Origin of the sequence: Vibrio sp. 10N.286.49.C3 (genome assembly GCF_041469545.1) — a bacterium.
GTDB lineage: Bacteria > Pseudomonadota > Gammaproteobacteria > Enterobacterales > Vibrionaceae > Vibrio > Vibrio tasmaniensis_A.
Genome location: NZ_JBFRKT010000022.1, coordinates 164,583 through 187,931 on the forward strand (window position 1 = coordinate 164,583; position 23,349 = coordinate 187,931).

General features: G+C 43.8%; 17 protein-coding genes. 9 read left to right on the top strand and 8 right to left on the bottom strand.

Annotation, left to right across the window (positions count from 1 at the left end):
* Positions 1-37 precede the first annotated feature (37 nt).
* Positions 38-970, bottom strand: a complete 933-nt coding sequence (locus tag AB4180_RS10690) for a sugar kinase (protein WP_102250344.1) — start codon at positions 968-970, stop codon at positions 38-40.
* 34 nt (positions 971-1,004) lie between these two features.
* Positions 1,005-1,340, bottom strand: coding sequence for a cupin domain-containing protein (locus AB4180_RS10695; RefSeq protein WP_009846518.1), 336 nt, complete (start codon positions 1,338-1,340; stop codon positions 1,005-1,007).
* A gap of 332 nt (positions 1,341-1,672) precedes the next feature.
* Here AB4180_RS10695 and AB4180_RS10700 point away from each other — a divergent pair, with 332 nt between their 5' ends.
* The 3 genes from AB4180_RS10700 to AB4180_RS10710 all read left to right on the top strand — a co-directional run bounded on the left by AB4180_RS10700 (position 1,673) and on the right by AB4180_RS10710 (position 8,074).
* Complete coding sequence (locus AB4180_RS10700) at positions 1,673-3,871, top strand: heparinase II/III family protein (RefSeq protein ID WP_102250343.1); 2,199 nt, start codon at positions 1,673-1,675, stop codon at positions 3,869-3,871.
* A gap of 2 nt (positions 3,872-3,873) precedes the next feature.
* Positions 3,874-6,027, top strand: a complete 2,154-nt coding sequence (locus tag AB4180_RS10705; RefSeq protein ID WP_009846520.1) for a heparinase II/III family protein — start codon at positions 3,874-3,876, stop codon at positions 6,025-6,027.
* A gap of 1,165 nt (positions 6,028-7,192) precedes the next feature.
* On the top strand, positions 7,193-8,074 hold the full coding sequence (locus AB4180_RS10710; protein ID WP_012603741.1) for an NAD(P)-dependent oxidoreductase: 882 nt from the start codon (positions 7,193-7,195) through the stop codon (positions 8,072-8,074).
* 250 nt (positions 8,075-8,324) lie between these two features.
* Here AB4180_RS10710 and AB4180_RS10715 read toward each other — a convergent pair whose 3' ends face one another.
* Both AB4180_RS10715 and AB4180_RS10720 read right to left on the bottom strand, forming a co-directional pair.
* Positions 8,325-9,692 carry an MATE family efflux transporter gene (locus tag AB4180_RS10715; RefSeq protein ID WP_017099070.1) on the bottom strand — a complete coding sequence of 456 codons (1,368 nt, stop codon included), beginning with the start codon at positions 9,690-9,692 and terminating at the stop codon, positions 8,325-8,327.
* A gap of 147 nt (positions 9,693-9,839) precedes the next feature.
* Complete coding sequence (locus AB4180_RS10720) at positions 9,840-10,562, bottom strand: FadR/GntR family transcriptional regulator (RefSeq protein ID WP_029222931.1); 723 nt, start codon at positions 10,560-10,562, stop codon at positions 9,840-9,842.
* A 439-nt stretch (positions 10,563-11,001) separates the two neighbouring features.
* Between AB4180_RS10720 and AB4180_RS10725 the strand changes: the two genes are divergently transcribed.
* The 3 genes from AB4180_RS10725 (at position 11,002) to AB4180_RS10735 (ending at position 14,504) form a co-directional block, all read left to right on the top strand.
* Positions 11,002-11,721: a FadR/GntR family transcriptional regulator gene (locus AB4180_RS10725; RefSeq protein WP_009846525.1), complete on the top strand. Its 720-nt coding sequence runs from the start codon at positions 11,002-11,004 to the stop codon at positions 11,719-11,721.
* A gap of 204 nt (positions 11,722-11,925) precedes the next feature.
* Positions 11,926-13,788: a DUF294 nucleotidyltransferase-like domain-containing protein gene (locus tag AB4180_RS10730; protein ID WP_017103045.1), complete on the top strand. Its 1,863-nt coding sequence runs from the start codon at positions 11,926-11,928 to the stop codon at positions 13,786-13,788.
* The gene (locus tag AB4180_RS10735; RefSeq protein ID WP_012603745.1) at positions 13,788-14,504 is read left to right on the top strand and encodes a 3'-5' exonuclease; all 717 of its coding nucleotides are present in this window, start codon (positions 13,788-13,790) and stop codon (positions 14,502-14,504) included. The genes AB4180_RS10730 and AB4180_RS10735 overlap by 1 nt, the downstream gene beginning before the upstream one ends.
* A gap of 138 nt (positions 14,505-14,642) precedes the next feature.
* Here the strand turns inward: AB4180_RS10735 and AB4180_RS10740 are convergent, their stop codons facing one another.
* From AB4180_RS10740 to AB4180_RS10750, 3 genes are all read right to left on the bottom strand, one after another.
* Positions 14,643-15,377, bottom strand: a complete 735-nt coding sequence (locus tag AB4180_RS10740) for an oligogalacturonate-specific porin KdgM family protein (protein WP_009846528.1) — start codon at positions 15,375-15,377, stop codon at positions 14,643-14,645.
* Positions 15,378-15,723: 346 nt separating this feature from the next.
* Positions 15,724-15,876 carry a hypothetical protein gene (locus tag AB4180_RS10745; RefSeq protein WP_157936324.1) on the bottom strand — a complete coding sequence of 51 codons (153 nt, stop codon included), beginning with the start codon at positions 15,874-15,876 and terminating at the stop codon, positions 15,724-15,726.
* Positions 15,877-16,433: 557 nt separating this feature from the next.
* Positions 16,434-17,048 carry a toxin-antitoxin system YwqK family antitoxin gene (locus AB4180_RS10750; RefSeq protein ID WP_102250341.1) on the bottom strand — a complete coding sequence of 205 codons (615 nt, stop codon included), beginning with the start codon at positions 17,046-17,048 and terminating at the stop codon, positions 16,434-16,436.
* Positions 17,049-17,591: 543 nt separating this feature from the next.
* Here AB4180_RS10750 and AB4180_RS10755 point away from each other — a divergent pair.
* The gene (locus AB4180_RS10755) at positions 17,592-19,364 is read left to right on the top strand and encodes a sodium:solute symporter family transporter (RefSeq protein ID WP_017092962.1); all 1,773 of its coding nucleotides are present in this window, start codon (positions 17,592-17,594) and stop codon (positions 19,362-19,364) included.
* A gap of 228 nt (positions 19,365-19,592) precedes the next feature.
* Here AB4180_RS10755 and AB4180_RS10760 read toward each other — a convergent pair whose 3' ends face one another.
* Positions 19,593-20,102, bottom strand: a complete 510-nt coding sequence (locus tag AB4180_RS10760) for a peptide-methionine (S)-S-oxide reductase (protein ID WP_102250340.1) — start codon at positions 20,100-20,102, stop codon at positions 19,593-19,595.
* A gap of 249 nt (positions 20,103-20,351) precedes the next feature.
* Between AB4180_RS10760 and AB4180_RS10765 the strand changes: the two genes are divergently transcribed.
* Both AB4180_RS10765 and AB4180_RS10770 read left to right on the top strand, forming a co-directional pair.
* Positions 20,352-21,464 carry a YcjF family protein gene (locus AB4180_RS10765; protein WP_102250339.1) on the top strand — a complete coding sequence of 371 codons (1,113 nt, stop codon included), beginning with the start codon at positions 20,352-20,354 and terminating at the stop codon, positions 21,462-21,464.
* Positions 21,451-23,139, top strand: a complete 1,689-nt coding sequence (locus AB4180_RS10770; protein WP_102250338.1) for a GTPase family protein — start codon at positions 21,451-21,453, stop codon at positions 23,137-23,139. The genes AB4180_RS10765 and AB4180_RS10770 overlap by 14 nt, the downstream gene beginning before the upstream one ends.
* Positions 23,140-23,349 lie beyond the last annotated feature (210 nt).

Below are 23,349 nucleotides of genomic sequence, written 5' to 3' on the forward strand. Positions count from 1 at the left end.
ACTAAGCAAACCCTTGATTAATAGTTAAAGTGCGCAATTATAGAGACAAATCAGGGGTCGCTTCTAGAGGAATGATAGCACCTGGATGCTGAATCACAGTCCCTGCCACAATGTGACCTGCTAATGCTGCATCACGCGCATTGCCACCGCTCAAGCGTTTAGCCAAGAAGCCTGCACTGAACGAATCGCCAGCCGCTGTTGTATCAACGATGCTGTCTACTGGGTTTGGTGCAACGTACTGAGCACTTTGGCTTTCAACCACTAGGCAGTCTTTCGCGCCACGCTTAATGATGATCTCTTTCACTCCAGACTCAGACGTACGTGCAATACACTGTTCAATGCTTTCGTCACCGTACAGCTCTTGCTCGTCATCGAACGTCAGTAGCGCTGTGTCGGTGTACTTAAGCATCTTCAAGTACCAAGAAATCGCTTCTTGTTGGCTTTCCCAAAGTTTTGGACGAAAGTTATTGTCGAAGAATACTTGGCCGCCTTGAGCTTTGAATTTGTCTAAGAAGCTGAATAGCTGTGCGCGTCCGTTCTCTGTCAAGATAGCAAGCGTAATACCACTTAGGTAAACCGCGTCAAAAGAAAATAGCTTATCAAGTAGAGCAGGCGTGTCTTGCTGATCAAACATGAACTTCGCTGCAGCATCACTACGCCAGTAATGGAAGCTACGCTCACCAGTGTCATCGGTCTCGATGTAATAAAGCCCTGGTTGTTTGTGATCGAGCTGAGCCACTAAGCTTGTATCAATACCTTCAGCTTGCCACTTTTCTAGCATGTCAGTACTGAATGGGTCAGTGCCTAGCGCGGTTACATAGCTTGTTTGGATACCATGCTCTTTTGTTAAGCGTGACAGGTAAAGCGCCGTATTCAGTGTATCGCCACCAAAACTCTGCTGAAGCCCGTCTTGTTTCTGTTGTAGCTCAACCATGCACTCGCCAATGACCGCGATGTTTAATGATTTCATATGCTTACCTTAGCAACTGAGGTTGCGCTAGTTATTATTTTAGGAAATCTTCACGCGCAGGATTGAAGATATCAAGAAGGATGCTGTCTTGCTCTAGAGCAACGGCGCCGTGCATCATGTGTTTACGCGCGAAGTAAGCATCGCCTTCTTTAAGCACTTTCTTTTCACCTTCGATTTCAGCTTCGAAGCTACCACGAACAACATAACCGATTTGGTCGTGAATTTCGTGAGTATGAGGATGGCCAATTGCGCCCTTATCAAAACATAGGTGTACAGCCATAAGATCGTCAGTGTACGCGACGATTTTACGCTTGATACCACCGCCCAATTCTTCCCATGGGTTTTCATCTAGAATAAAGAAAGAGTTCATTGTGTATCTCCTAATCTGTTTAAATCTTTTAAGTGTTACTTAACTGTGTTCATCATAAGGGAATGAGGTTAATTGTAATACAATATATCTAGAATTGTGTGATATTGATCAAGCGATACTTTATATAGCGCAAATAAATCAACAACTTAACAAATGCCTGATATTTAGTGTTATCTATTTATATCAATAGCTTATGCGGGTTTATGTGATTCTGCTCATCATTTTGCGACGAATAGGTACAATTAAAGCTAATATTGTATTACTTTATATGGAGTTTGAAAATTTAATCAAAGTTTAAACCGATAAACTCTTTATTGAGGGTGACAAAGAATATGACGACTAAACCAGTATTGTTGACTGAAGCAGAAATAGAGCAACTTCACCTTGAAGTGGGCCGTTCTAGCTTAATGGGCAAAACCATTGCAGCGAACGCGAAAGACCTAGAAGCGTTCATGTGCTTACCTATTGATGTTCCTGGTCACGGAGAAGCGGGTGGTTACGAGCATAACCGCCATAAGCAAAACTACACGTACATGAACTTAGCTGGTCGCATGTTCTTGATCACTAAAGAGCAAAAGTACGCTGACTTTGTTACAGAACTACTAGAAGAGTACGCGGACAAATATCTAACGTTTGATTACCACGTACAGAAAAACACTAACCCTACAGGTCGTTTGTTCCACCAAATCTTGAACGAACACTGCTGGTTAATGTTCTCAAGCTTGGCTTACTCTTGTGTTGCTTCAACACTGACACAAGAGCAGCGTGACAACATTGAATCGCGCATTTTCGAACCAATGCTAGAAATGTTTACGGTTAAATACGCACACGACTTCGACCGCATTCACAACCACGGTATTTGGGCAGTAGCCGCTGTGGGTATCTGTGGTCTTGCTCTAGGCAAGCGCGAGTACCTTGAAATGTCAGTGTACGGCATCGACCGTAACGATACTGGCGGCTTTCTAGCTCAAATTTCTCAGCTGTTTGCACCTTCTGGTTACTACATGGAAGGCCCTTACTACCACCGTTACGCGATTCGCCCAACGTGTGTGTTCGCTGAAGTGATTCACCGTCATATGCCTGAAGTTGATATCTACAACTACAAAGGCGGCGTGATTGGTAACACAGTACAAGCCATGCTGGCGACGGCTTACCCGAACGGTGAGTTCCCGGCTTTGAATGATGCTTCTCGTACTATGGGTATCACAGACATGGGTGTTCAGGTTGCAGTCAGTGTTTACAGTAAGCACTACTCTTCAGCTGAGGGTGTTGACCAAAACATTCTTGGTATGGCGAAGATTCAAGACGCAGTATGGATGCACCCATGTGGTCTTGAGTTATCTAAAGCCTACGAAGCCGCTTCTGCAGAGAAAGAAATCGGTATGCCTTTCTGGCCAAGTGTTGAATTGAATGAAGGTCCTCAAGGTCACAACGGCGCGCAAGGCTTTATCCGTATGCAGGATAAGAAAGGCGACGTTTCTCAGTTAGTGATGAACTACGGCCAACACGGCATGGGTCACGGCAACTTCGATACGCTGGGTATTTCTTTCTTCAACCGAGGTCAAGAAGTGCTACGTGAATACGGCTTCTGCCGTTGGGTGAACGTTGAGCCAAAATTCGGCGGTCGTTACCTAGATGAAAACAAATCTTACGCACGTCAAACGATTGCTCATAATGCAGTAACCATTGATGAAAAATGTCAGAATAACTTTGACGTTGAGCGTGCAGACTCAGTACACGGCTTGCCTCACTTCTTTAAAGTAGAAGACGAGAAAATCAACGGCATGAGTGCATTTGCTAACGATCACTACCAAGGTTTTGACATGCAACGCAGCGTGTTCATGTTAAACCTTGAAGAGCTTGAATCTCCGCTATTGTTAGACCTTTACCGCTTAGACTCTACAAAAGGCGGCGAAGGCGAGCATCAATACGACTACTCACACCAATATCAAGGTCAGATTGTTCGCACTAACTTTGAATACCAAGCAAACAAAGAGCTAAACACTCTAGGTGACGATTTCGGTTACCAACACCTATGGAACGTGGCAAGCGGTGAAGTGAAGGGCACAGCACTTGTAAGCTGGCTACAAAACAACACTTACTACACTTGGCTAGGTGCAACGTCTAACGACAATGCTGAAGTGATCTTTACTCGCACTGGCGCTAACGACCCAAGCTTCAACCTACGTTCAGAGCCTGCTTTCATTCTACGCAGCAAAGGCGAAACAACACTGTTTGCTTCTGTTGTTGAAACGCATGGTTACTTCAACGAAGAATTCGAGCAATCTGTAAGCGCACGTGGTGTTGTGAAAGACATCAAAGTAGTGGCTCACACCAATATCGGTTCAGTAGTAGAAATTACGACAGAGAAATCAAACGTGACAGTGATGATCAGCAACCAACTTGGCGCGACTGACAGCACTGAACACAAAGTAGAACTGAACGGCAAAGTATACAGCTGGACAGGCTTCTACTCAGTAGAAACAATTTTAAACCCAGAATTAGCAAGCACAGCAGAGCAGGGGAAATAATAATGAGCTATCAACCACTTTTACTTAACTTTGAGGAAGCAGCAGAGCTTCGTAAAGAACTTGGCAAGGATAGCCTTTTAGGTAACGCACTGACTCGCGACATTAAACAAACTGACGCTTACATGGCGGAAGTTGGCATTGAAGTACCAGGTCACGGTGAAGGCGGCGGTTACGAGCACAACCGTCACAAGCAAAACTACATCCATATGGATCTAGCGGGCCGTTTGTTCCTTATCACTGAGGAAACAAAGTACCGTGATTACATCGTTGATATGCTAACAGCGTACGCGACGGTGTACCCAACACTTGAAAGCAACGTAAGCCGTGACTCTAACCCTCCGGGTAAGCTGTTCCACCAAACGTTGAACGAAAACATGTGGATGCTTTACGCTTCTTGTGCGTACAGCTGTATCTACCACACCATTTCTGAAGAACAAAAGCGTCTGATTGAAGACGATCTTCTTAAGCAAATGATCGAAATGTTTGTTGTTACTTACGCACACGACTTCGATATCGTACACAACCACGGTTTATGGGCAGTGGCTGCAGTCGGTATCTGTGGTTACGCAATCAACGATCAAGAGTCAGTAGACAAAGCGCTTTACGGCCTGAAACTCGACAAAGTAAGCGGCGGTTTCTTAGCACAACTTGACCAACTGTTCTCGCCAGACGGCTACTACATGGAAGGTCCTTACTACCACCGTTTCTCACTACGTCCAATCTACTTGTTCGCAGAAGCGATTGAACGTCGTCAGCCAGATCTTGGTATTTACGAATTCAACGACTCAGTGATCAAGACAACGTCTTACGCGGTATTCAAAACGGCATTCCCAGACGGTACATTGCCAGCTCTGAACGATTCATCGAAGACGATTTCTATTAACGATGAAGGCGTTATTATGGCAACGTCTGTGTGTTACCACCGCTATGAGCAGACTGAAACTTTACTTGGTATGGCTAATCACCAACAAGATGTTTGGGTCCATGCTTCAGGTAAAACGCTATCTGACGCTGTCAATGCAGCAGACGACATCAAAGCATTCAACTGGGGTAGCCTGTTTGTAACTGACGGCCCTGAAGGCGAAAAAGGCGGCGTAAGCATTCTTCGTCACCGTGACGAACAAGACGACGACACGATGGCGTTGATTTGGTTTGGTCAACACGGCAGCGATCACCAGTACCACTCTGCGCTAGACCACGGTCACTACGATGGGCTACACCTAAGCGTATTCAACCGTGGCCACGAAGTGCTGCACGATTACGGCTTCGGTCGCTGGGTAAACGTTGAGCCTAAGTTTGGCGGTCGTTACATCCCAGAGAACAAGTCTTACTGTAAGCAGACAGTTGCTCACAACACAGTAACGGTTGATCAGAAAACACAGAACAACTTCGATACGGCATTGGCTGAATCTAAGTTTGGTCAGAAGCACTTCTTCGTAGCAGACGACCAGTCTCTGCAAGGTATGAGCGGCACAATTTCTGAGTACTACACCGGCGTAGACATGCAACGCAGCGTGATTCTTGCTGAACTTCCTGAGTTCGAGAAGCCACTAGTTATCGATGTATACCGCATCGAAGCTGACGCTGAACACCAGTACGACCTACCCGTTCACCACTCGGGTCAAATCATCCGTACTGACTTCGACTACAACATCGAAAGCACGCTGAAGCCGCTAGGTGAAGACAACGGTTACCAGCACTTATGGAACGTTGCTTCAGGCAAAGTGAACCAAGAGGGCTCTCTGGTGAGCTGGCTACATGACAGCAGCTACTACAGCCTAGTAACCAGCGCGAATGCGGGCAGTGAAGTAATCTTTGCTCGCACTGGTGCTAACGATCCAGACTTTAACCTTAAGAGTGAGCCTGCGCTTATCTTACGTCAGTCTGGTCAAAACCACGTGTTTGCTTCTGTACTAGAAACGCATGGTTACTTTAACGAGTCTATCGAAGCCTCTGTAGGCGCTCGTGGTCTGGTTAAATCAGTGTCTGTTGTGGGCCATAACAGTGTCGGGACTGTTGTTCGCATTCAGACTACTTCTGGTAACACTTACCATTACGGTATTTCAAACCAAGCTGAAGACACGCAGCAAGCAACTCACACAGTTGAGTTCGCGGGTGAGACATACTCGTGGGAAGGATCATTTGCTCAACTGTAAATGATTGACACGCAAGTTATTTAACGATGGCTTGTGTTGATGTGGTGCTTTGCGGGAACGAAGCATCACATTGAATTCAGTCGTGATTGCAAAATCGTTCGTTGATACCAACAATGACTGAATACATCGGGAATAAGTCAAACCGAGTAACTCACTGCGAGTTGCTCGGTTTTTTTATTCGTGTGGTTTGAGGGTGAGATCGTTTGAATTAATTGGATTCAATTTACATCTGATGTTTAGGGTTGATGACTAGGGGCTGTTGACCTTTCGTGGTTAAGTTTTGTTCGAGATAAAATCGTTTTAGGCGCGGCGAAGAGTATGTAGCCTAGTCATTCTAAGCAAATATTCTTCAACAAAGCATAAAACGATTTTAGCCGAACCCTTCGGGCAGCTCTTGTGGTTCATTTCTACAGCGTTATCGGCTTTTCATGTAGGCCAGCTACACGTCAAAGCCTCTTCCTTGTATAAATTTTCCACAAGATGCTGCAAAACCCAGCTCGAAAGATCAACAGCCCCTAAATTTAGAGAAACGTTTAATGCTGCAGCGGCGCATTGACAACGAAACGATTTAACAAAATGAACGTTGTTATCTGGTTCTACGAGTATTGTTACGATAACTTCCAATAACTTTTAGTGCTTATAAGTAATACAATTGATGGTGTTGTATTGTCCGAAATTTATTACTTACTGGATAAGGTTGTTGAAAAATGACAGTGTTTTTGCCGCATTATTCTTGACTCGGCAAGTTCTTGTTGTGAGCTACTCTAGTACCTTTAGGGGGCAGGGAAAGGTGTCAGACGCTTTGATTTATTGGGGGGAACTTTAAGAGTGTGCCTGACTCATTTTTCTTTGGTCAGAACGATAGGAATGTACACTAATTAAACCTATCAAGCTTTATCTGTAAGTGATTTACTGATTCGTATCCGGTTAGATATTGTCGGATATGAAGGACGAAAGACTGAGTTGCTATCTGATTTGTCACTTATTAATCACAAGACCTATTCTTTGGGTTTATATGAGGCCAATTCGATAAGTGATGTCAGTATCCGCATTCGAAATTCATGCGCTGGATCACGCACGAAAGTCCTAAAACGGTTGCCTTAGGGGATTCGGCTAGTTATTATAATGAGTATATAATCATACAATAACATATTTGGAGTTGAACATGACTAAACCTGTAATCGGTTTCATTGGCCTAGGTCTTATGGGCGGCAACATGGTTGAAAACCTGCAAACACGCGGTTACCACGTAAACGTAATGGATCTAAGCGAAGAAGCGATGGCTCGTGTTACTGCTCGTGGCAATGCTACAGCTTTCACTTCCGCTAAAGAGCTTGCAGCTGCAAGTGATATTGTTCAGTTTTGCCTTACCACCTCTGCTGTTGTTGAAAAAATCGTTTACGGCGAAGACGGTGTTCTAGCGGGCATCAAAGAAGGTGCAGTACTCGTAGACTTCGGTACGTCTATCCCTGCTTCTACTAAGCAAATCGGCGCAGCTCTTGCTGAAAAAGGCGCGGGTATGATCGACGCACCTCTAGGTCGAACTCCAGCCCATGCTAAAGATGGTCTTCTGAACATCATGGCTGCTGGCGACATGGAAACTTTCAACAAAGTTAAACCTGTTCTTGAAGAGCAAGGCGAAAACGTATTCCACCTTGGCGCTCTAGGTGCTGGTCACGTGACTAAGCTTGTAAACAACTTCATGGGTATGACAACGGTTGCGACTATGTCTCAAGCTTTCGCTGTCGCTCAACGCGCTGGTGTTGATGGTCAGCAATTGTTTGACATTATGTCTGCAGGTCCATCTAACTCTCCGTTCATGCAATTCTGTAAATTCTACGCGGTAGACGGCGAAGAGAAGCTAGGTTTCTCTGTTGCTAACGCAAACAAAGATCTTGGTTACTTCCTTGCTCTTTGCGAAGAGCTAGGTACTGAGTCTCTAATCGCTCAAGGTACCGCAACAAGCCTACAAGCTGCTGTAGATGCTGGCCTTGGTCAAAACGACGTACCAGTAATCTTCGACTACTTCGCTAAACTAGAGAAGTAATCACGTCGTTTAGACACGGTTGGATAAAGAACCTGCTCATTTGAGTGGGTTTTTTTATGCTTGTTTTTAGACATTCTTGGAACGATATTTTTTAAGGAAGTGTATTTAATGCAGCCTTATTCTTTATGGCGTAACGAAATGTCTTGGCTCTTCATTTGAGCTATATCGATCTAAATGAGATAAGCCTGAGACTACACAAGCAGTTCAGACATTTTCTCGGGACAGTAACTTTGTTACTTTTTGGTGGCGATCAGTCATACATCAATTCGTTGGCTTTGTTTGAGTCGAACTCTATCAATGACTTGCGAGCAAGATGTCTGAAGGGCAGCGCTTTTACTAGCTCTTCAAAGGGCTGAATGGCAAATGCCCAAAAGATAGAGCCGTCTAATCCAAAGATGATCAATGCACACAATGGAATTGAAATTACCCATTGACCAGTAAAGTTGATTTTGAAGACTGCGGTTGTTTTTCCTAGTGCTCTCAATACATTTCCATGGACTGTGTTGTAGCCACGAACAATCGGTAAAAAGATGTAGAGTGGGGCGATAACGGCCAACGCTTGATATGTAGACTCGTCCAAGTTCGGGTAAATGTCACCAATCACCATACTTAAGCCTGCGAACAAGATTGCACACACAAAAGAAATGACTACCGCAATATCAATGCTGGTATCGACGTTTTTGACTAGGTCATCCATCTTTTTAGAGCCAATCGCTTGGCTGATAGTAATTGCGGAAGAGTGAGCCCAAGCGGTAATAAATTGAGAGACAGCCCTAATCCAAGGCATCACCAAAGTAATCGCAACATACGCGTTGATGTTAAGTTGCGAATACAGTAACTGATAAATCGTTGCGCCAATCAACAGCATGGTTACATTTGCTGCGACAGGGAATATCTCGATAAAGTGACGGCGAACGTTTGTCATGAACTCTGATCGTTGGGCGTCTAATTTGAGTGAAATTGCTGAGCTGAAATACACGCAAAGAACCAGATACACAAGGCGAAGGGTGATAGCAATAACACTGCCTAGCGCGGCGCCTTGAACACCAATACCTTCGAAATTTGAAAAGCCGTGAATGAGCCCATAAGAAAGTACAGCGTTGATCGGCAATTCAATCAAATACCCTTTAAACGGTATCTTGGTTCTTCCTAATGCGTTAAATAGGGCGATAATCACTTGCGTTAATGCAGTGAAAATGACGAGATACTTTGAGATATCAAGGTAGTGGCTGATTTCTAAGTAAAGGGCTTTATCGTCGGTTAAGGCTTGAATTAAAGGCTGTTCTAAAAAGGTGAGTAGAAACCAAAATATTGTCGCGATACCTAAGTTGATGAACAGACCTGCCCAAAACGCTTTGGATAATGAAGCGGTGATGCCAGAACCTACGGCGCGGCTTAATACTAGTTGAGTGCCGTTTGCCAGCGCCATTTGAATACCGAGTACAAAGGCAACCATAGTCGTCGCAATTCCCATGGCAGCCAAAGGTATTTCACCAAGAGGAGAGACCAGCAGCGTATCGATCATCAACATCGACTGCATCAATATACCGTTTAGGGCTAGGGGCCAGGCGAGAGAGAAATTTTTCCTTACATACGATTGTGTAGACACAAACAACACCTTATGTGTGTTACCGTAAGTTTTCTCTGAGAGGACCCGAGTTCAACATTTAAAGATGAAACACTACGGTAATGGATGGTTAAAAATGGGCGCTAAAACTGACTGACTCGTGTATTGGGATACACGAGTCAGTCTGGTCAATCTTGGTTATGCGATGGCTAATTCAACCCTAGACAGCTTTTGATTTTCATCATCAAGTAAAGCTTGAGAGGCTATTCGAGCCTGATTCGCATTGCCTGACATAATCGCATCATATATCGCTTTATGCTCTTCTAAACAGAAGCGACCGCCTTCGGCAGAGTGGTCGATAAACTGTTTGAAAATCGTCGACAGAATGTTCGCGAACGGAATGTAAAACTGGTTACCCGTCGACAAGAAAATCGTTTGGTGAAACAGATGATCGTTGGTTGTCCACTCTTCATAATCAAAGCCATTTGCTGCGATGGTCATCTTTTGGAAAAGAATCGAAAGCTCTTTACGTTGCTCTACCGTAGCGTTGGATGCCGCAAGCGCACACGCTTCTGGGTCAATCGCTTTTCTTAAGCCTAAAAATTGAGATAAGAAGGGTTTGGTGTCTTCCAGATCTTGAATCCAATCTAGGAGTTGAGGGTCTAAAAAGTGCCATTGAGTACGTGGCCTGATATGAGTCCCCACTTTAGGTTTTGATTCGATAAGCCCTTTGGCTGAAAGTAGCTTTGTCGATTCGCGAAGTGCAGTTCGACTGACGCCAAAGACTTCACACAACTCCATTTCACTGGGTAATTTCTCTTTTTCTTTGAGCTCTCCCGACAGAATTTTACGCGCAATCTGTCGAGCCACTTGAACATGAATTCGGCGGCTTGAATCTGCCACCAATGAAAATATAGCCATATAAACCACCTCAGGCTGACGTATTAAGTATAAAAACAGCGGATAGATTTAAGTTAGCGCGACTTTAAGCTTGAGGGATAATGCTTGTAGCGGCTATCGAGTCAAACATCTACAGTCACCTATTATTTTAATAAATCATACAATAACACCTAGTTCAATCAAGTGTACAACGATAGAAATGCGTCGCAGTGAAGGGGAACTCACAAGTTAAGGTGATTTTTGTGATGTTACGCATGCCAAAATTGCGTAAATAGGAACTATTTGTATGTATAAATAAGAAGGTACGACTGGTAGTGATAAGCTTCGAAAAGTTTGTGGGATTTTGATAGAACCATAGAGTATAAGGGAGCTCACGTTATTATCCCCCTCATTTGGTGCATTATACTTTCAGTGCTATAGTACGAGTTAAATAATACATATCTAATAAGTAAGTAGACTCATGGCAGAAACTTTCAAATCTATTTCAGGCTCTAAGCGAAGCCTTCATGTGCAGGTGGCACGTGAAATCGCTCGTGGTATTTTGTCGGGTAATTTACCTCAGGGTTCGATTATCCCTGGTGAGATGGCTCTGTGTGAGCAGTTTGGTATTAGCCGCACGGCGTTGCGAGAGGCGGTGAAACTTCTAACTTCAAAAGGCCTTTTAGAGTCACGCCCTAAAATCGGCACTCGCGTTGTTGATCGTGCATACTGGAACTTTTTAGATCCTCAGCTTATCGAATGGATGGATGGACTAGCTGATACCGATCAGTTTTGTCATCAGTTTTTAGGTTTACGTCGTGCGATTGAGCCTGAAGCGTGTGCATTGGCAGCTAAGTTTGCAACTGCAGAGCAACGTATTGAATTATCAGAAATTTTCCAAAAAATGGTAGAAATTTCTAGCGAAGAAACGCTTGACCAAGCTCGCTGGTTAGATATTGATATGAAGTTTCATAGCCTTATCTTCAATGCAACGGGTAATGATTTCTACTTACCGTTTGGCAACATATTGACGACGATGTTTGTTAACTTTATTGTGCACTCTTCAGAAGAAGGCAGCACATGCATTAACGAACATCGCGCAATATACGAAGCCATTATGGCAGGCAATAGTGATAAAGCACGCCAAGTTTCGGCAAGTCACTTGCAAGAATCAAACCACCGATTGCCTGTAACAAGCTAACTGAAAGCACTTGATGTGCCCTTACAAATTTTAAAGCACGCATTTAGCGTGCTTTTTTGTATCTGTATTTTTATGTTTCTGACATTGCACTTCTTATTCTGATCTCTAAAACTTGATCAATTCTGCTATTCAACCTAAAAATCAACTCGCAACTCGATATATTAATTATATAATAATACTAATCAAACAAATGCGAGTATGGTTATGCCTCAATCTCTTTTGCCAAATATTCTTCAATTTATCGGTCAGATAGATCCTTTCGATAAGATCCCTAAACAAGCACTTCGTGAACTTGCCTCCAATGTTCAGATCACTTATCTCGGCAAGGGGGATGTGGTTGATCTATGTGAGTCGGGTAAAGAAAAGTCGCTCTACATCATCCGAACCGGTTCTATGGAGCAAAGAAAGTCAGACGGTGTACTTCGTGCTCGTTTAGGCAGTGAAGACTTGTTCGGCTTTACGTTCTTAGATTCTGAAGTTAATGACGAGAAAGGCTACAGAGCGATCGCAATCGAAAATAGCTTACTTTATGTGATTCCACATTCGGCGCTTCAAGCGTTGTTCAAGGCATTCCCAAGCTGCGCAGAACACTTTGCATCACAGGCGCAGGTTCGGTTGAAGTCGGCACTTGATGTTGTGTGGTCAAATAAAGAAAAAGGCTTGTTCATTCGTAAGGTTGAAGAAGTGGCAAGCGGGCAGGTGGCTATCGTTAAGTCTGAACAAACTATTCAGTCGGTCGCGGTTGAAATGCTTCATCAACGCTCGCCATGTGCCGTGATCTATGAGGGTGAAACCATTGTTGGTTTGATTACCGACCGTGACATGACTAAGCGAGTGATCGCCCACGGTGTCAGCACTGATAGCCTGATCTCCGAGGTGATGACGCATTCTCCACTGACGGTAAAACCGGATGATCTGGTGCTGCATGCTGCGTCTATCATGATGCAATTCAACATCCGTAACTTGCCCGTTGTGAAAGAGAATAAGGTCGTTGGTCTTCTCACTACGTCTCACTTAGTTCAAAACCACCGTGTCCAAGCGATCTTCTTAATCGAGAAAATCAAATACGCGGGCAGTGTGAAAACCATGTCTTCGTTTACCCCAGAGCGACAAGCTATTTTTGAAGCGCTGGTGGAAGGCAAGGTTGCACCGGAAACCGTAGGTAAGGTTATGACCATGATTATGGACGCCTACACACGCCGATTGATTCAGATAGCGATTGATAAGTTAGGCCCACCACCTTGTGATTTTTCTTGGATTGTTGCGGGCTCGCACGCTCGTAATGAAGTTCATATGCTGTCGGATCAAGATAGTGCGATTGTACTCTCTGACGATGCGACAGACAGTGACCGTATTTACTTCAAACATTTAGCGATGATGGTGACTAACGGATTAGCGAGTTGTGATTATCCATTGTGTCCGGGTAAATTCATGGCTGCGACACCAAAATGGTGTCAGCCACTCAGCGTTTGGAAGCACTACTACAAGAAGTGGGTGGCTAACCCTGAGTACGAACGCTTACTCAACATCAGTGTGTTCCTAGAAATTCGAACCATCTATGGCAACAGTGAGTTCGAAGGCATTCTTCGTGATGAGTTGCATTCTAACATTCGCAGTAACCGTGAGTTTTTAAGCACACTAGTGAAAGATGCGGTAAACACCAACCCGCCATTGGGTATTTTCAATAGTTTGGTTCTAGAGAAATCGGGTGAGAACAAGAAAACACTCAATGTGAAGAAGTACGCCATTAACTTGATTATTGATCTTGCGCGTATTTACGGATTAGCGGTGGAATGTGATTTGTCAGCAACCGATGAACGTTTCGCAGCTGCCAATGAAAAAGGCATGCTGAGCGACGACGCATTCAAGAACATTCTGGGCTCTTACCAGTTCATTCTCTCTTTCCGATTTGGTCATCAACTTGAAGCGCTGAAGAACGGGGATGTGCCTGACAACAACATCAACCCAGATAGCTTTGGTAGCTTTGAGCGTAAACACTTGAAAGATGCCTTTAGGATCATTGCTGACCTTCAAGAAGCCGCGAAAATCCGTTTCGGAGCACGCTAATGAAATCGTTTTTAAATTACTTTCATCCTCTTGAGAAAATTAAGCGCACACGAAAGCAATATTTGAATACGGTTAAGCTGCCAGAGGCGTTACATGCTCTTGTGGATCAACCTTGCCCAGAGATGACGGACTTGGCCAAAGATAGCGAATATATCGTTTTAGATCTTGAAACTACAGGCTTAGACAGCGAGCAAGACCTTATTCTATCTATGGGTTGGGTCGATGTGGTCAAGGGGCGAATAGACTTAGCGTCCGCCAAGCATATTTATCTGGATAACGATTCGCAGATCAATGCTGAAACTGCAGTTATCAACCACATCACACCACAAATGCTGGAAGAGGGCGCTTCAATTCATGATGCTATGCTGACGTTTTTCGAAGCCGCAAAAGGTAAGATCATCGTCGCGCACGCTTGTGTGGTCGAAGAGAAGTTCATTAGCCAATACCTTCTTCGATGCTACGGTTTAAGAGCGATTCCTCTGCTTTGGCTTGATACCTTGTGTATTGAGAAAAGCATGGAGAAAGCGATCAGCAATCATGAAGAAGTCGATTTAACCTTGGCAGGGACTCGCGAAAGGTACGGGCTTCCTGAGTACAACAGCCACAATGCATTAGCCGATGCCGTTTCGACAGCGGAATTGTTTTTGGCTCAGCAGAAGCGAGTCGTGCCTAATGATGAAGTGACACTTTCCTTTTTATATCGGATCAGCCGTTAGGGTTGTACCTTCCTGTAAGTGAATCATTGTTGAATAACCTGATTTGAAAACATAAAAAGCCAGCGATTAAGCTGGCTTTTGTTTAGGTCTTAGAAAATTAGGACAGTAATTATCTTAGATTATTTATATAGCTATCGATTAGAAGCTGTAAGTTAGACCAACACGGCTACGCAGTTCACGAGTCGCTTTAGTCGATGAAGTACTCACATCACCAAACTCTACATATGGTGCCCATTGACCCATAATGTGGCGAATACTTGCATTTAACTCGTAGTTTGTATCATCGTTGTCGTAGATGTTGTAATCATCTGCTTTGTAGTAGTTACCTTCAAAACCGAAACGCCAGTTCTCCATTGAGTAGTTGATGTTTGCTGTTAAGCGATGGCGACGTTGGTTTTCATCGTTTTGATAAGTTAAGTAGCCGTTATCTAAGATTGGCTTGCCGTCTGAGTCAGTTGCAATTGATTTTGTGTTCTGTCTCATATCGTAACGGTAACGTGCACTTAGGCTTAAACCGTCAATGCTGTCGACACTGTATGTCGCGCGAACTTGAGGTTTGTATGTGACACCAGACTCGCGACCTTCTATTGGCATACCGTAAGTCATCGTCCAGTTATCGTTAAGCACATGGCGATAATTAAGACCAAGTTCCCAACCATTATTCTTCAAATCTTCCATAAACTCGCCGTCTTCTCCCTTGAATTTCGCTTCGATATCTACAAGGAAGTTGCCAATGCTATCGCCCAGTTTTACACGAGTGGCGTGTTGATCTGTATGACTCTTGTATTCGTGTCTCATATCGAAAGACGCCGCAGATACAGAGCCAGCAGCGAGTACAGATGCCACAGCAATCACGATTTTAGTTTTATTCATGGTATTAATTCCATATTTATAGGTTGAGTATTGGCCTCAAGTTAGAGCCAAATAGGGTAATTCGTTTGATTAATGCAACAGTCTTTTTGAATCTGTTGAATTCGCCGAGCTCTGTTTGCATTAAAATAATACAAATATGCTATAGGTAATGTGAAGGTCGATCTGTGAATTAGATCTTGTTGTTATCATAAATCTCATTTACACAGATCGTTAAAAATTGATGGGATTAAGTAATCCATTGTTTTAAAAGAATAAATATTAATTTATTTGTTAGGGCTTCCTTCTGTAATGTGCGCTATAGCAAAAATAGTAATGTTTCACTGTAGATTTTATTTGTAATATATTATTATTCTTTGTCGTTCGGGTGGTGGGTGAATAAGATCACTATGATGGCTGAGCGACAAAGCTGATCTTGAATTTGAGATTGGTATGAGGGCAGGTTGTCTAATGCTGTCGGATGAACCATCGACGATGTGAATTTTTGAATGAATTGAAACATGTGGGCTTTATCTGTTTTGGGGACAGTAAGCTAGAGGTGGAGAAGGCTGTCAGTCTTCAGTCTATGTTAAAAAAAATAATTAAGGTGTTTTAGGTAATACCTTAATTATTGCTCCCAACTATTCTAATTATAACTTTTGCTTTCGTTTAGAAAGGTAGGACATGGTAGTGAAGATCTGCCCTTGCGCTCATGTTGATACAGGCAACATGAGCGTTTTTTTGTCTGAAATTTGAGTTGAGGGTTATCTGGGGCATCTATCAAGACGATTAACGATTAAGCTTCTCGGTTGCTCACCGCACGTTCAAGTGAATCCGTTTGACCCACTACTGCAGTTGCACTTTTCAATGTATCAGGTACGAAGAGGTGGGGTTGATAGGTAGGTGAGGTTGATAGATAAGATCAACGTTATTCACGCTGAGATTACCTCTGAAAAGTAGCCTCATGACAATGCAGTCCGTTCTAGTAATATGCGCTCAGGAAGAGCAGTGCTATGGGCCAATTATACAGGATTTAGGACAGTCTCAGTAAACTAGCCCTTAGCACAAACTTATACTGGACTAGCTTTCTGTCGGCATCCAAACTTGTTTAGACGTGATTTTGTGGTCTTTAAAGGTCAGTTCTTCAACCTTGTCACCGTTAGTATTCCAGCGAGTGAGTTTCCCGTTTGCTACTTCGCCTTCATCAAATTTCGCTTGGCTAGCCTTATTGCCATTAGGGTAGTAGTTCGTTACTAATCCATTTGTTTTCCCGTGACTGAATTCGACTGTTAGGCTTTGTTCGCCATTCGGATACCAACGAGAGCCAGCACCCGACAGCTCATTGTCTTTATAGCTGAGCTCAGCTTTTTTCTGACCGTTGGGATACCAGGTTTCAGCCTTGCCTTGCAGTTTACCTTTAACGTAATTCACTTTAGAAGCGACTTGGCCATTCTGATACCAATTTGTTTCTAACCCAAGTTCTAGACCATCGGAAAATTGGGCTTTGGTCGCGATTTGGCCGTTATCGAACTTCTCTTCAAATTGGCCAGTAAATGGCTTTGAATGGTTGACTTGGTAAGCCACGCCTTTTCGCATCTGCAAATAGTCAACAACAACATCATCATTGCTGGTGGCTGCATAGCTCATAGAAGACATCGTACTAAGAGCAATTAAGATTGGGACGTATTTCTTCATAATGACACCTTTTTAATGGACGGGGAAAGTGTAATCGGTGTGTCAAAAGCATTTCACTTCCGTGAAAGACTGTCAGCTTATATTAGTGGTTTTCAAGTTTTCATTATTGAGGTGCCAAGTTGCGGAACTTCGGAACGGTTCGGTTTTTTATTTAGTTGTAGCTTCTAGTAATCATACAAAATAAACATTTTCACTTTGTTGGTAAGTGGAGTTTCTCTATCCATTTACCTTGTAGATGGCTCGTATATGACGTTAGCTTCTATGTTAGTTATTTGTCCTTTGTGTTTATTTTCTTACCTATCAGTATCTTAGTGTTTTATGGTTCTTGTCTTTGATGTTTGAACTGAAAATTAACGTTTGGGATGTGTAAGTTTGATGCATCGTGTTGACTGTTGTTGCAAATTTGAACTCGATCACTTGTATGATTATTTGAGTGCTGTACTGTAAGATCACTGTCACGCATTTAAATTATTGTAGTACAAATATAGTTACCATCTATCTATAGTGACCTTAACAAAAAAACATAAATAAAAAGGTCTCAAGATGGAACTCAATACCCTGATAGTTGGCATCTACTTCCTATTCTTAATTGCGATAGGGTGGATGTTCCGAACGTTTACAAGTACGACAAGTGATTACTTCCGTGGGGGAGGTAATATGCTGTGGTGGATGGTAGGTGCAACCGCATTTATGACCCAGTTCAGTGCTTGGACATTTACTGGTGCAGCAGGTAAAGCTTTTACCGATGGTTTTGCCGTAGCGATTATCTTCATCGCGAACGCATTCGGTTACCTAATGAACTACCTTTACTTCGCTCCGAAGTTCCGCCAACTGCGCGTTGTGACGGTAATTGAAGCGATTCGTATGCGTTTTGGTAAGGTGAATGAGCAAGTATTTACTTGGTCTGGCATGCCAAACAGCGTTATCTCTGCTGGTATCTGGTTGAACGGCCTTGCGATCATCGCATCGGGTATCTTCGGCTTTGACATGACAACGACGATTGTCCTAACGGGTCTGGTTGTATTGGTGATGTCAGTAACGGGCGGCTCTTGGGCGGTAATCGCATCTGACTTTATGCAGATGGTTATCATTATGGCAGTGACCGTAACGTGTGCTGTAGTAGCGGTCTACCACGGTGGCGGTGTCACGCAAATCATCAATGATTTCCCAACCGATTCATTTATCACGGGTGATAACCTTAACTACCTAAGCATTTTCAGCATTTGGGCGGTGTTCATCTTCTTGAAGCAGTTCAGTATCACCAATAACATGCTGAACTCTTACCGTTACCTTGCAGCGAAAGACTCAAACAACGCACGTAAAGCAGCACTGCTTGCTTGTGTACTAATGACGCTTGGTCCAATCATTTGGTTCATGCCTTCATGGTTCATGGCAGGTCAAGGTGTTGATTTAGCCGCTGCTTACCCAGAAGCTGGCAGCAAAGCCGCTGACTTCGCTTACCTTTACTTTGTTCAAGAGTACATGCCGGTTGGTATGGTTGGCCTTCTGATTGCCGCGATGTTTGCTGCGACTATGTCTTCAATGGACTCTGGTCTAAACCGTAACTCAGGTATTTTTGTTAAGAACTTCTACGAGCCGATTCTTCGTCCTAAAGCGACAGAGAAAGAGCTAATGGTTGTTTCTAAGCTAACGTCTACTTTCTTCGGTATCGCGATCATCTTGGTTGCTCTGTTCATCAACTCTCTTAAAGGTCTGAGCCTTTTCGACACCATGATGTACGTGGGCGCATTGATCGGCTTCCCTATGACAATTCCAGCATTCTGTGGCTTTTTCATCCGTAAAACACCGGATTGGGCAGGTTGGGGTACGCTAGTAGTCGGTGGTGTGGTTTCGTACTTCGTTGGTTTCGTTATCACAGCGGACATGATTCAAAACTGGTTCGGTCTAAACGAACTAACTGGCCGTGAGTGGGCTGACCTAAAAGTGGCTATCGGCCTTATCGGTCACATCGTATTTACTGCTGGCTTCTTCGTTCTTTCAACACTGTTCTATAAGCCATTACCGGAACACCGTGAGAAAGATGTCGACAAGTTCTTCAATAACCTAGCAACACCGTTAGTAGCTGAAAGTAATGAACAGAAGAAACTGGATAACAAGCAACGTCGTATGTTGGGTTCACTTATCGCGGTAGCGGGTGTGGGCGTAATGACTATGTTCGTACTGCCAAACCCTATGTGGGGACGCATGGTATTCGTTCTGTGTGGTTTGATTGTGTTCTCTGTCGGCCTGTTACTTGTTAAAGCAGTCGATGACAAAGTCGAGCAACAAGACGAAGTGACGCCAGCCGAAGGCTAATTCCTTTTAAATCAAAAACTATAACTTTTTACAGCGGCTACCGATTGCGGTAGCCGTTCGTTTGACCTGCCAAAGTTTAATGTGATATGTACGGAGAGCTTTTGAAAATCACTCAATAAGCTTTCTGGCTTTAGCTCATACTGAAATAATTTAAAAAGCCCCAATAGGTAAATGCTTATTGGGGCTTTTTAGTGTTCTGTTTCTAGGCTCAAGGCGTAACGTTTAAGTCTAGGATTTGTACTTATGCAGCAGATCCCAAGGGATATTGCACAAGTGGTGATCTTCAGGGAACTGGCTTAGGTGATGCTGGTGGATATCATCACTCGCGACATAGTGAGTTAACGGCAATATCTCGAGTGCGATACGGTCGGCATCATCTCTTGAAGCAATATAGTGCTCAGCTTCGGTTAAGTGTTCTGCATTAGTGCTGTATACGCCTGTGCGGTACTTCTCTCCCACATCGACACCTTGTTTATTGACGCTGTAAGGGTCGATAATCTCAAACAAGTGTTTCATCAAAATCATTACAGACGTGACGCTTGGATCAAATTCAATTTGTACGCACTCTGCATAGCCATCGTAATCGCTTTGTGTGCCATTGCATTGCGTCGCCCCGTTTTCTGTTAGCTGGGCGCTTCCATTGGCACGGCCTGCTTCTGTGCTGATAACACCAGGAACGTACTTAATAAATTCCTGTACGCCCCATAAGCAACCGCCAGCTAAATAAATTTGTTCCATACTTACCTTTTACTTCTCTGTGTTTGTCGATGTTTGCTTATGTCTGTTCGATGCGTGAATCAATACGATGATACCCGCACGTATAAAAAAGCGTCTATAAAAATGAGCGCGCAAATAAAAACAAGCGTTTAGGCATTGTAAACCTGTGCGACTGAACAAACATAAGTTTAATATGATTTGTGATTATATAAGTCAGTATTGCTTTGTCATCAACTCGAATCTCAACATCAAGTGAGCGTTACTCTAAACATGTTTGATCAAATAAAAGACTTCATTAATCCGAGCAAGAACCCAGACTTGACTCAGGCCCATGAATACCAGCGTCAGCATCTGCCGACCTTGTGGCTGTTGGGGAAAACGGGGGCAGGTAAGTCATCGTTTATTCAGGCGGTGACTGGCGACTCTTCTGTTGAAGTTGGCAATGGTTTTGCGCCTTGTACCATGACGGCGATGTCTTATGAATTCCCACAAGACAAACCGGTGATGCGCTTTCTCGATACCAGAGGACTAAGCGAAGCGAATTATGATGCGAAAGAGGATCTGGAAGAGATTGGTCAGGCAGGTAATGCGTTAGTCGTTGTAATGAAAGCCGACGAACCTGAACAATCCTCAGTGCTTGCGGCTCTAAAGCAGATTAATAAACAGAAGAAAATTAAACACTTGCTGCTTGTTCATACTGCAGTGTTGTCTTCCAGTGAAACAGATCGAGCAAGGCAGGTTCAGTTCAACACCAACCAAGTAGAGAAGGCTTGGGGTAAAGAGTTTGAATCCGTCGCGGTGGATTTTGAAACGGATGACTCGAGCAATAACAGTGGCTCAATTTACAACTATGACATCTTGTTAGAAAAGCTGACCAGTATTCTTCCTGTTATTGGAATGATGGTGCAAGACAAAGAGCATTCCACGCAAGAAGAAGCCAACTTTGATCAAGTTGAAAACGAAGTGCTTTGGTATGCAGGAAGTGCGGCAGCGAGCGACCTGATTCCGGGTGTCGGTTTGGTGTCGGTACCTGCGATTCAAGCGAAAATGCTACATAGTTTGGCGAATCAATATGGTGTCGAATGGAACAAGAGAGTCTTCAGTGAATTGATAGGCACTTTGGGAAGTAGCTTTGCGTTGCAATACGGAATGAAATTGGGCACTCGACAACTGATAAAGTTGATTCCGGTTTATGGTCAAACGGTCGGCGCGGTTGCAGCAGCGGCAATGAGTTTCGGCACCTCTTATGGTTTAGGTCGCGCGGCTTGTTTTTACTTCTATCATAAGAACAAAGGTGAAGAAGTGTCTGAACAAGAGATGCAGAAGATCTACAAAGAATCCCTGAAAAAAGGTAAGGCGGCGTCGGGTTATGAAGAAAATTAGAAACCTGTTTCGATTACTTGCCGTGCTATCCAGTGGGCGTTGGGGTATAGCCCTGATTTCGGCGATCTTCCCAAGCATTATCATGATGGGCTTTGGTGTCTTCTTGGCGGTCAAATACGGTTATCTGTTGGAAATGTCGATTGCCATTGCGGTGAGTACCTTGGTGTTCACCATTCCTTTATTCATCTCTAGCCGCTCTTCTCGCGAACCAACTTATAGCGATACATCTGCAAATCTAGCGAGCGAGGGTGAAACCGAATCATCACCTAAGAGCGCTGACATCGATGATACGTTAGTCAATGGTGCGTTAGTAAATGATGCGATGGTCAAAGCGTCTGAGGAGTGGTCTCAAGCAGAACTGTCGATTTGGAATGATTCAAAACACTATGTACGTCAGCAGTTAATGGCTGAGATAGAGTGGGGAAATCTCGACCAAACTGGTTTAGAAGTACTTGAGTTTGTGGCGAAAAAGTTTGATAAGAAATCGCTCGATTTCTCGATTCCTGAAGGGCTAAAGCTGTTCGAAGAGGTAAGCCGACGCTACAAACTGGTAGTGCGAGAGCATATACCGGGCATTGAGTATCTCAAGGTTTCTTACATTAAGGCGGGCTACGAAGCCTATGATAAATATGGCGAGCTAGGGCAGAAGATCGTTAAGGCCGCCATTTGGGGGAATCACCTCAAAAACCTCTATTTGAACCCGTTAAAAGTTGTTTCTGATTTAGGTAGAGAGCAAGCGACATCTTCAATGACAAGAGGTGTGGTTGATGACATGCAATACGCCGCCAAACAAGCCTTATTAGATGAAGTCGCGGCGGTCGCGATTGACCTCTATAGCGGACGTTTCAGCATTGAAGATGAAGCACTTAAAGCGTCCGATGTGTCTGAACTCGACGAACAACGCTTTGCTCCTGAATTAGAACCCGTGCGAATCGTGTTGGTGGGGCAAACCAGTTCTGGTAAATCTTCGCTTATCAATGCGCTTAAGCAAGAGTTGGTTGCAGAAGTGGATGTGCTGCCATCAACCGACACTTCAACGGTTTACAACGCGTTTGTCGACGACAATGATGTTCGCGTTGTTGATCTTCAGGGGCTTGATGGCAATCCTAAAACCGAAGCCTTAATGCTGAAAGAGATGACCCAAGCCGATGTGGTGCTATGGGTGCTTAAAGCCAATCAATCTGCGCGTGATTTGGATAAGCAATTGAAAGATAGATTTGATGCTTTCTATGACGATCCTAAGAACATCTCACGCAAGAAGCCGATTGTGGTGTCGGTTGTGAATCAGGTAGACCGATTAAAGCCTGTAGACGATTGGCAACCGCCGTATGACTTAGAGAATCCAACATCGACCAAAGCGAAGATCATTGCTCAAGCGCTCGAATACAATCATATATTGCTGCAAACCGATATCGTGTTACCGCTGGCGATTGCGCCAGAAAAGGTACAGTTTGGTTTAGATACTTTAAGGCAGACGTTGATCGAGCGTATCGCTGACGCAAATAACGTTCAGAGAAATCGCCAACGTTTAGAAGCCATGAAAAGAGGGACGTCGGTTAAAGGCCAACTGAATAAAGCGGTCAAGGCGGGTAAGAAGGTTGCCCCCAGTGCATTGAAAGCAGCGACGCCAAAACTGGCTGAAATGGCCATCAAGCAAGTCGTGAAGAAGAAGTAAGTTATTCACTGCGAATACGGTTCTGGTGAGGTTTGAGCCTCATCAGAGCTTATCTTTTTAGCTCAGTAGATTCCTAGAAGATAGCTTTTTAGAAAACAGCCATCTTCGCCCCTTATTCGAGGAAGCATTGAGTTTAAAAGAGATTTGATATTATTAAGTAACTCGCTGAACTAGTTTAATAGTATATAAACGGCTGTGATTCACAGTTTA

Excerpts from the sequence above, each read along its gene's own strand:
- AB4180_RS10765 (WP_102250339.1), top strand. The coding sequence starts at position 20,352 with ATGTTTGATCAAATAAAAGACTTCATTAATCCGAGCAAGAACCCAGAC.
- AB4180_RS10720 (WP_029222931.1), bottom strand. The coding sequence starts at position 10,562 with ATGGCTATATTTTCATTGGTGGCAGATTCAAGCCGCCGAATTCATGTT.
- AB4180_RS10770 (WP_102250338.1), top strand. The coding sequence starts at position 21,451 with ATGAAGAAAATTAGAAACCTGTTTCGATTACTTGCCGTGCTATCCAGT.
- AB4180_RS10695 (WP_009846518.1), bottom strand. The coding sequence starts at position 1,340 with ATGAACTCTTTCTTTATTCTAGATGAAAACCCATGGGAAGAATTGGGC.
- AB4180_RS10700 (WP_102250343.1), top strand. The coding sequence starts at position 1,673 with ATGACGACTAAACCAGTATTGTTGACTGAAGCAGAAATAGAGCAACTT.
- AB4180_RS10740 (WP_009846528.1), bottom strand. The coding sequence starts at position 15,377 with ATGAATAAAACTAAAATCGTGATTGCTGTGGCATCTGTACTCGCTGCT.
- AB4180_RS10750 (WP_102250341.1), bottom strand. The coding sequence starts at position 17,048 with ATGAAGAAATACGTCCCAATCTTAATTGCTCTTAGTACGATGTCTTCT.
- AB4180_RS10705 (WP_009846520.1), top strand. The coding sequence starts at position 3,874 with ATGAGCTATCAACCACTTTTACTTAACTTTGAGGAAGCAGCAGAGCTT.
- AB4180_RS10725 (WP_009846525.1), top strand. The coding sequence starts at position 11,002 with ATGGCAGAAACTTTCAAATCTATTTCAGGCTCTAAGCGAAGCCTTCAT.
- AB4180_RS10690 (WP_102250344.1), bottom strand. The coding sequence starts at position 970 with ATGAAATCATTAAACATCGCGGTCATTGGCGAGTGCATGGTTGAGCTA.
- AB4180_RS10730 (WP_017103045.1), top strand. The coding sequence starts at position 11,926 with ATGCCTCAATCTCTTTTGCCAAATATTCTTCAATTTATCGGTCAGATA.
- AB4180_RS10755 (WP_017092962.1), top strand. The coding sequence starts at position 17,592 with ATGGAACTCAATACCCTGATAGTTGGCATCTACTTCCTATTCTTAATT.
- AB4180_RS10735 (WP_012603745.1), top strand. The coding sequence starts at position 13,788 with ATGAAATCGTTTTTAAATTACTTTCATCCTCTTGAGAAAATTAAGCGC.
- AB4180_RS10760 (WP_102250340.1), bottom strand. The coding sequence starts at position 20,102 with ATGGAACAAATTTATTTAGCTGGCGGTTGCTTATGGGGCGTACAGGAA.
- AB4180_RS10745 (WP_157936324.1), bottom strand. The coding sequence starts at position 15,876 with ATGTTTCAATTCATTCAAAAATTCACATCGTCGATGGTTCATCCGACA.
- AB4180_RS10710 (WP_012603741.1), top strand. The coding sequence starts at position 7,193 with ATGACTAAACCTGTAATCGGTTTCATTGGCCTAGGTCTTATGGGCGGC.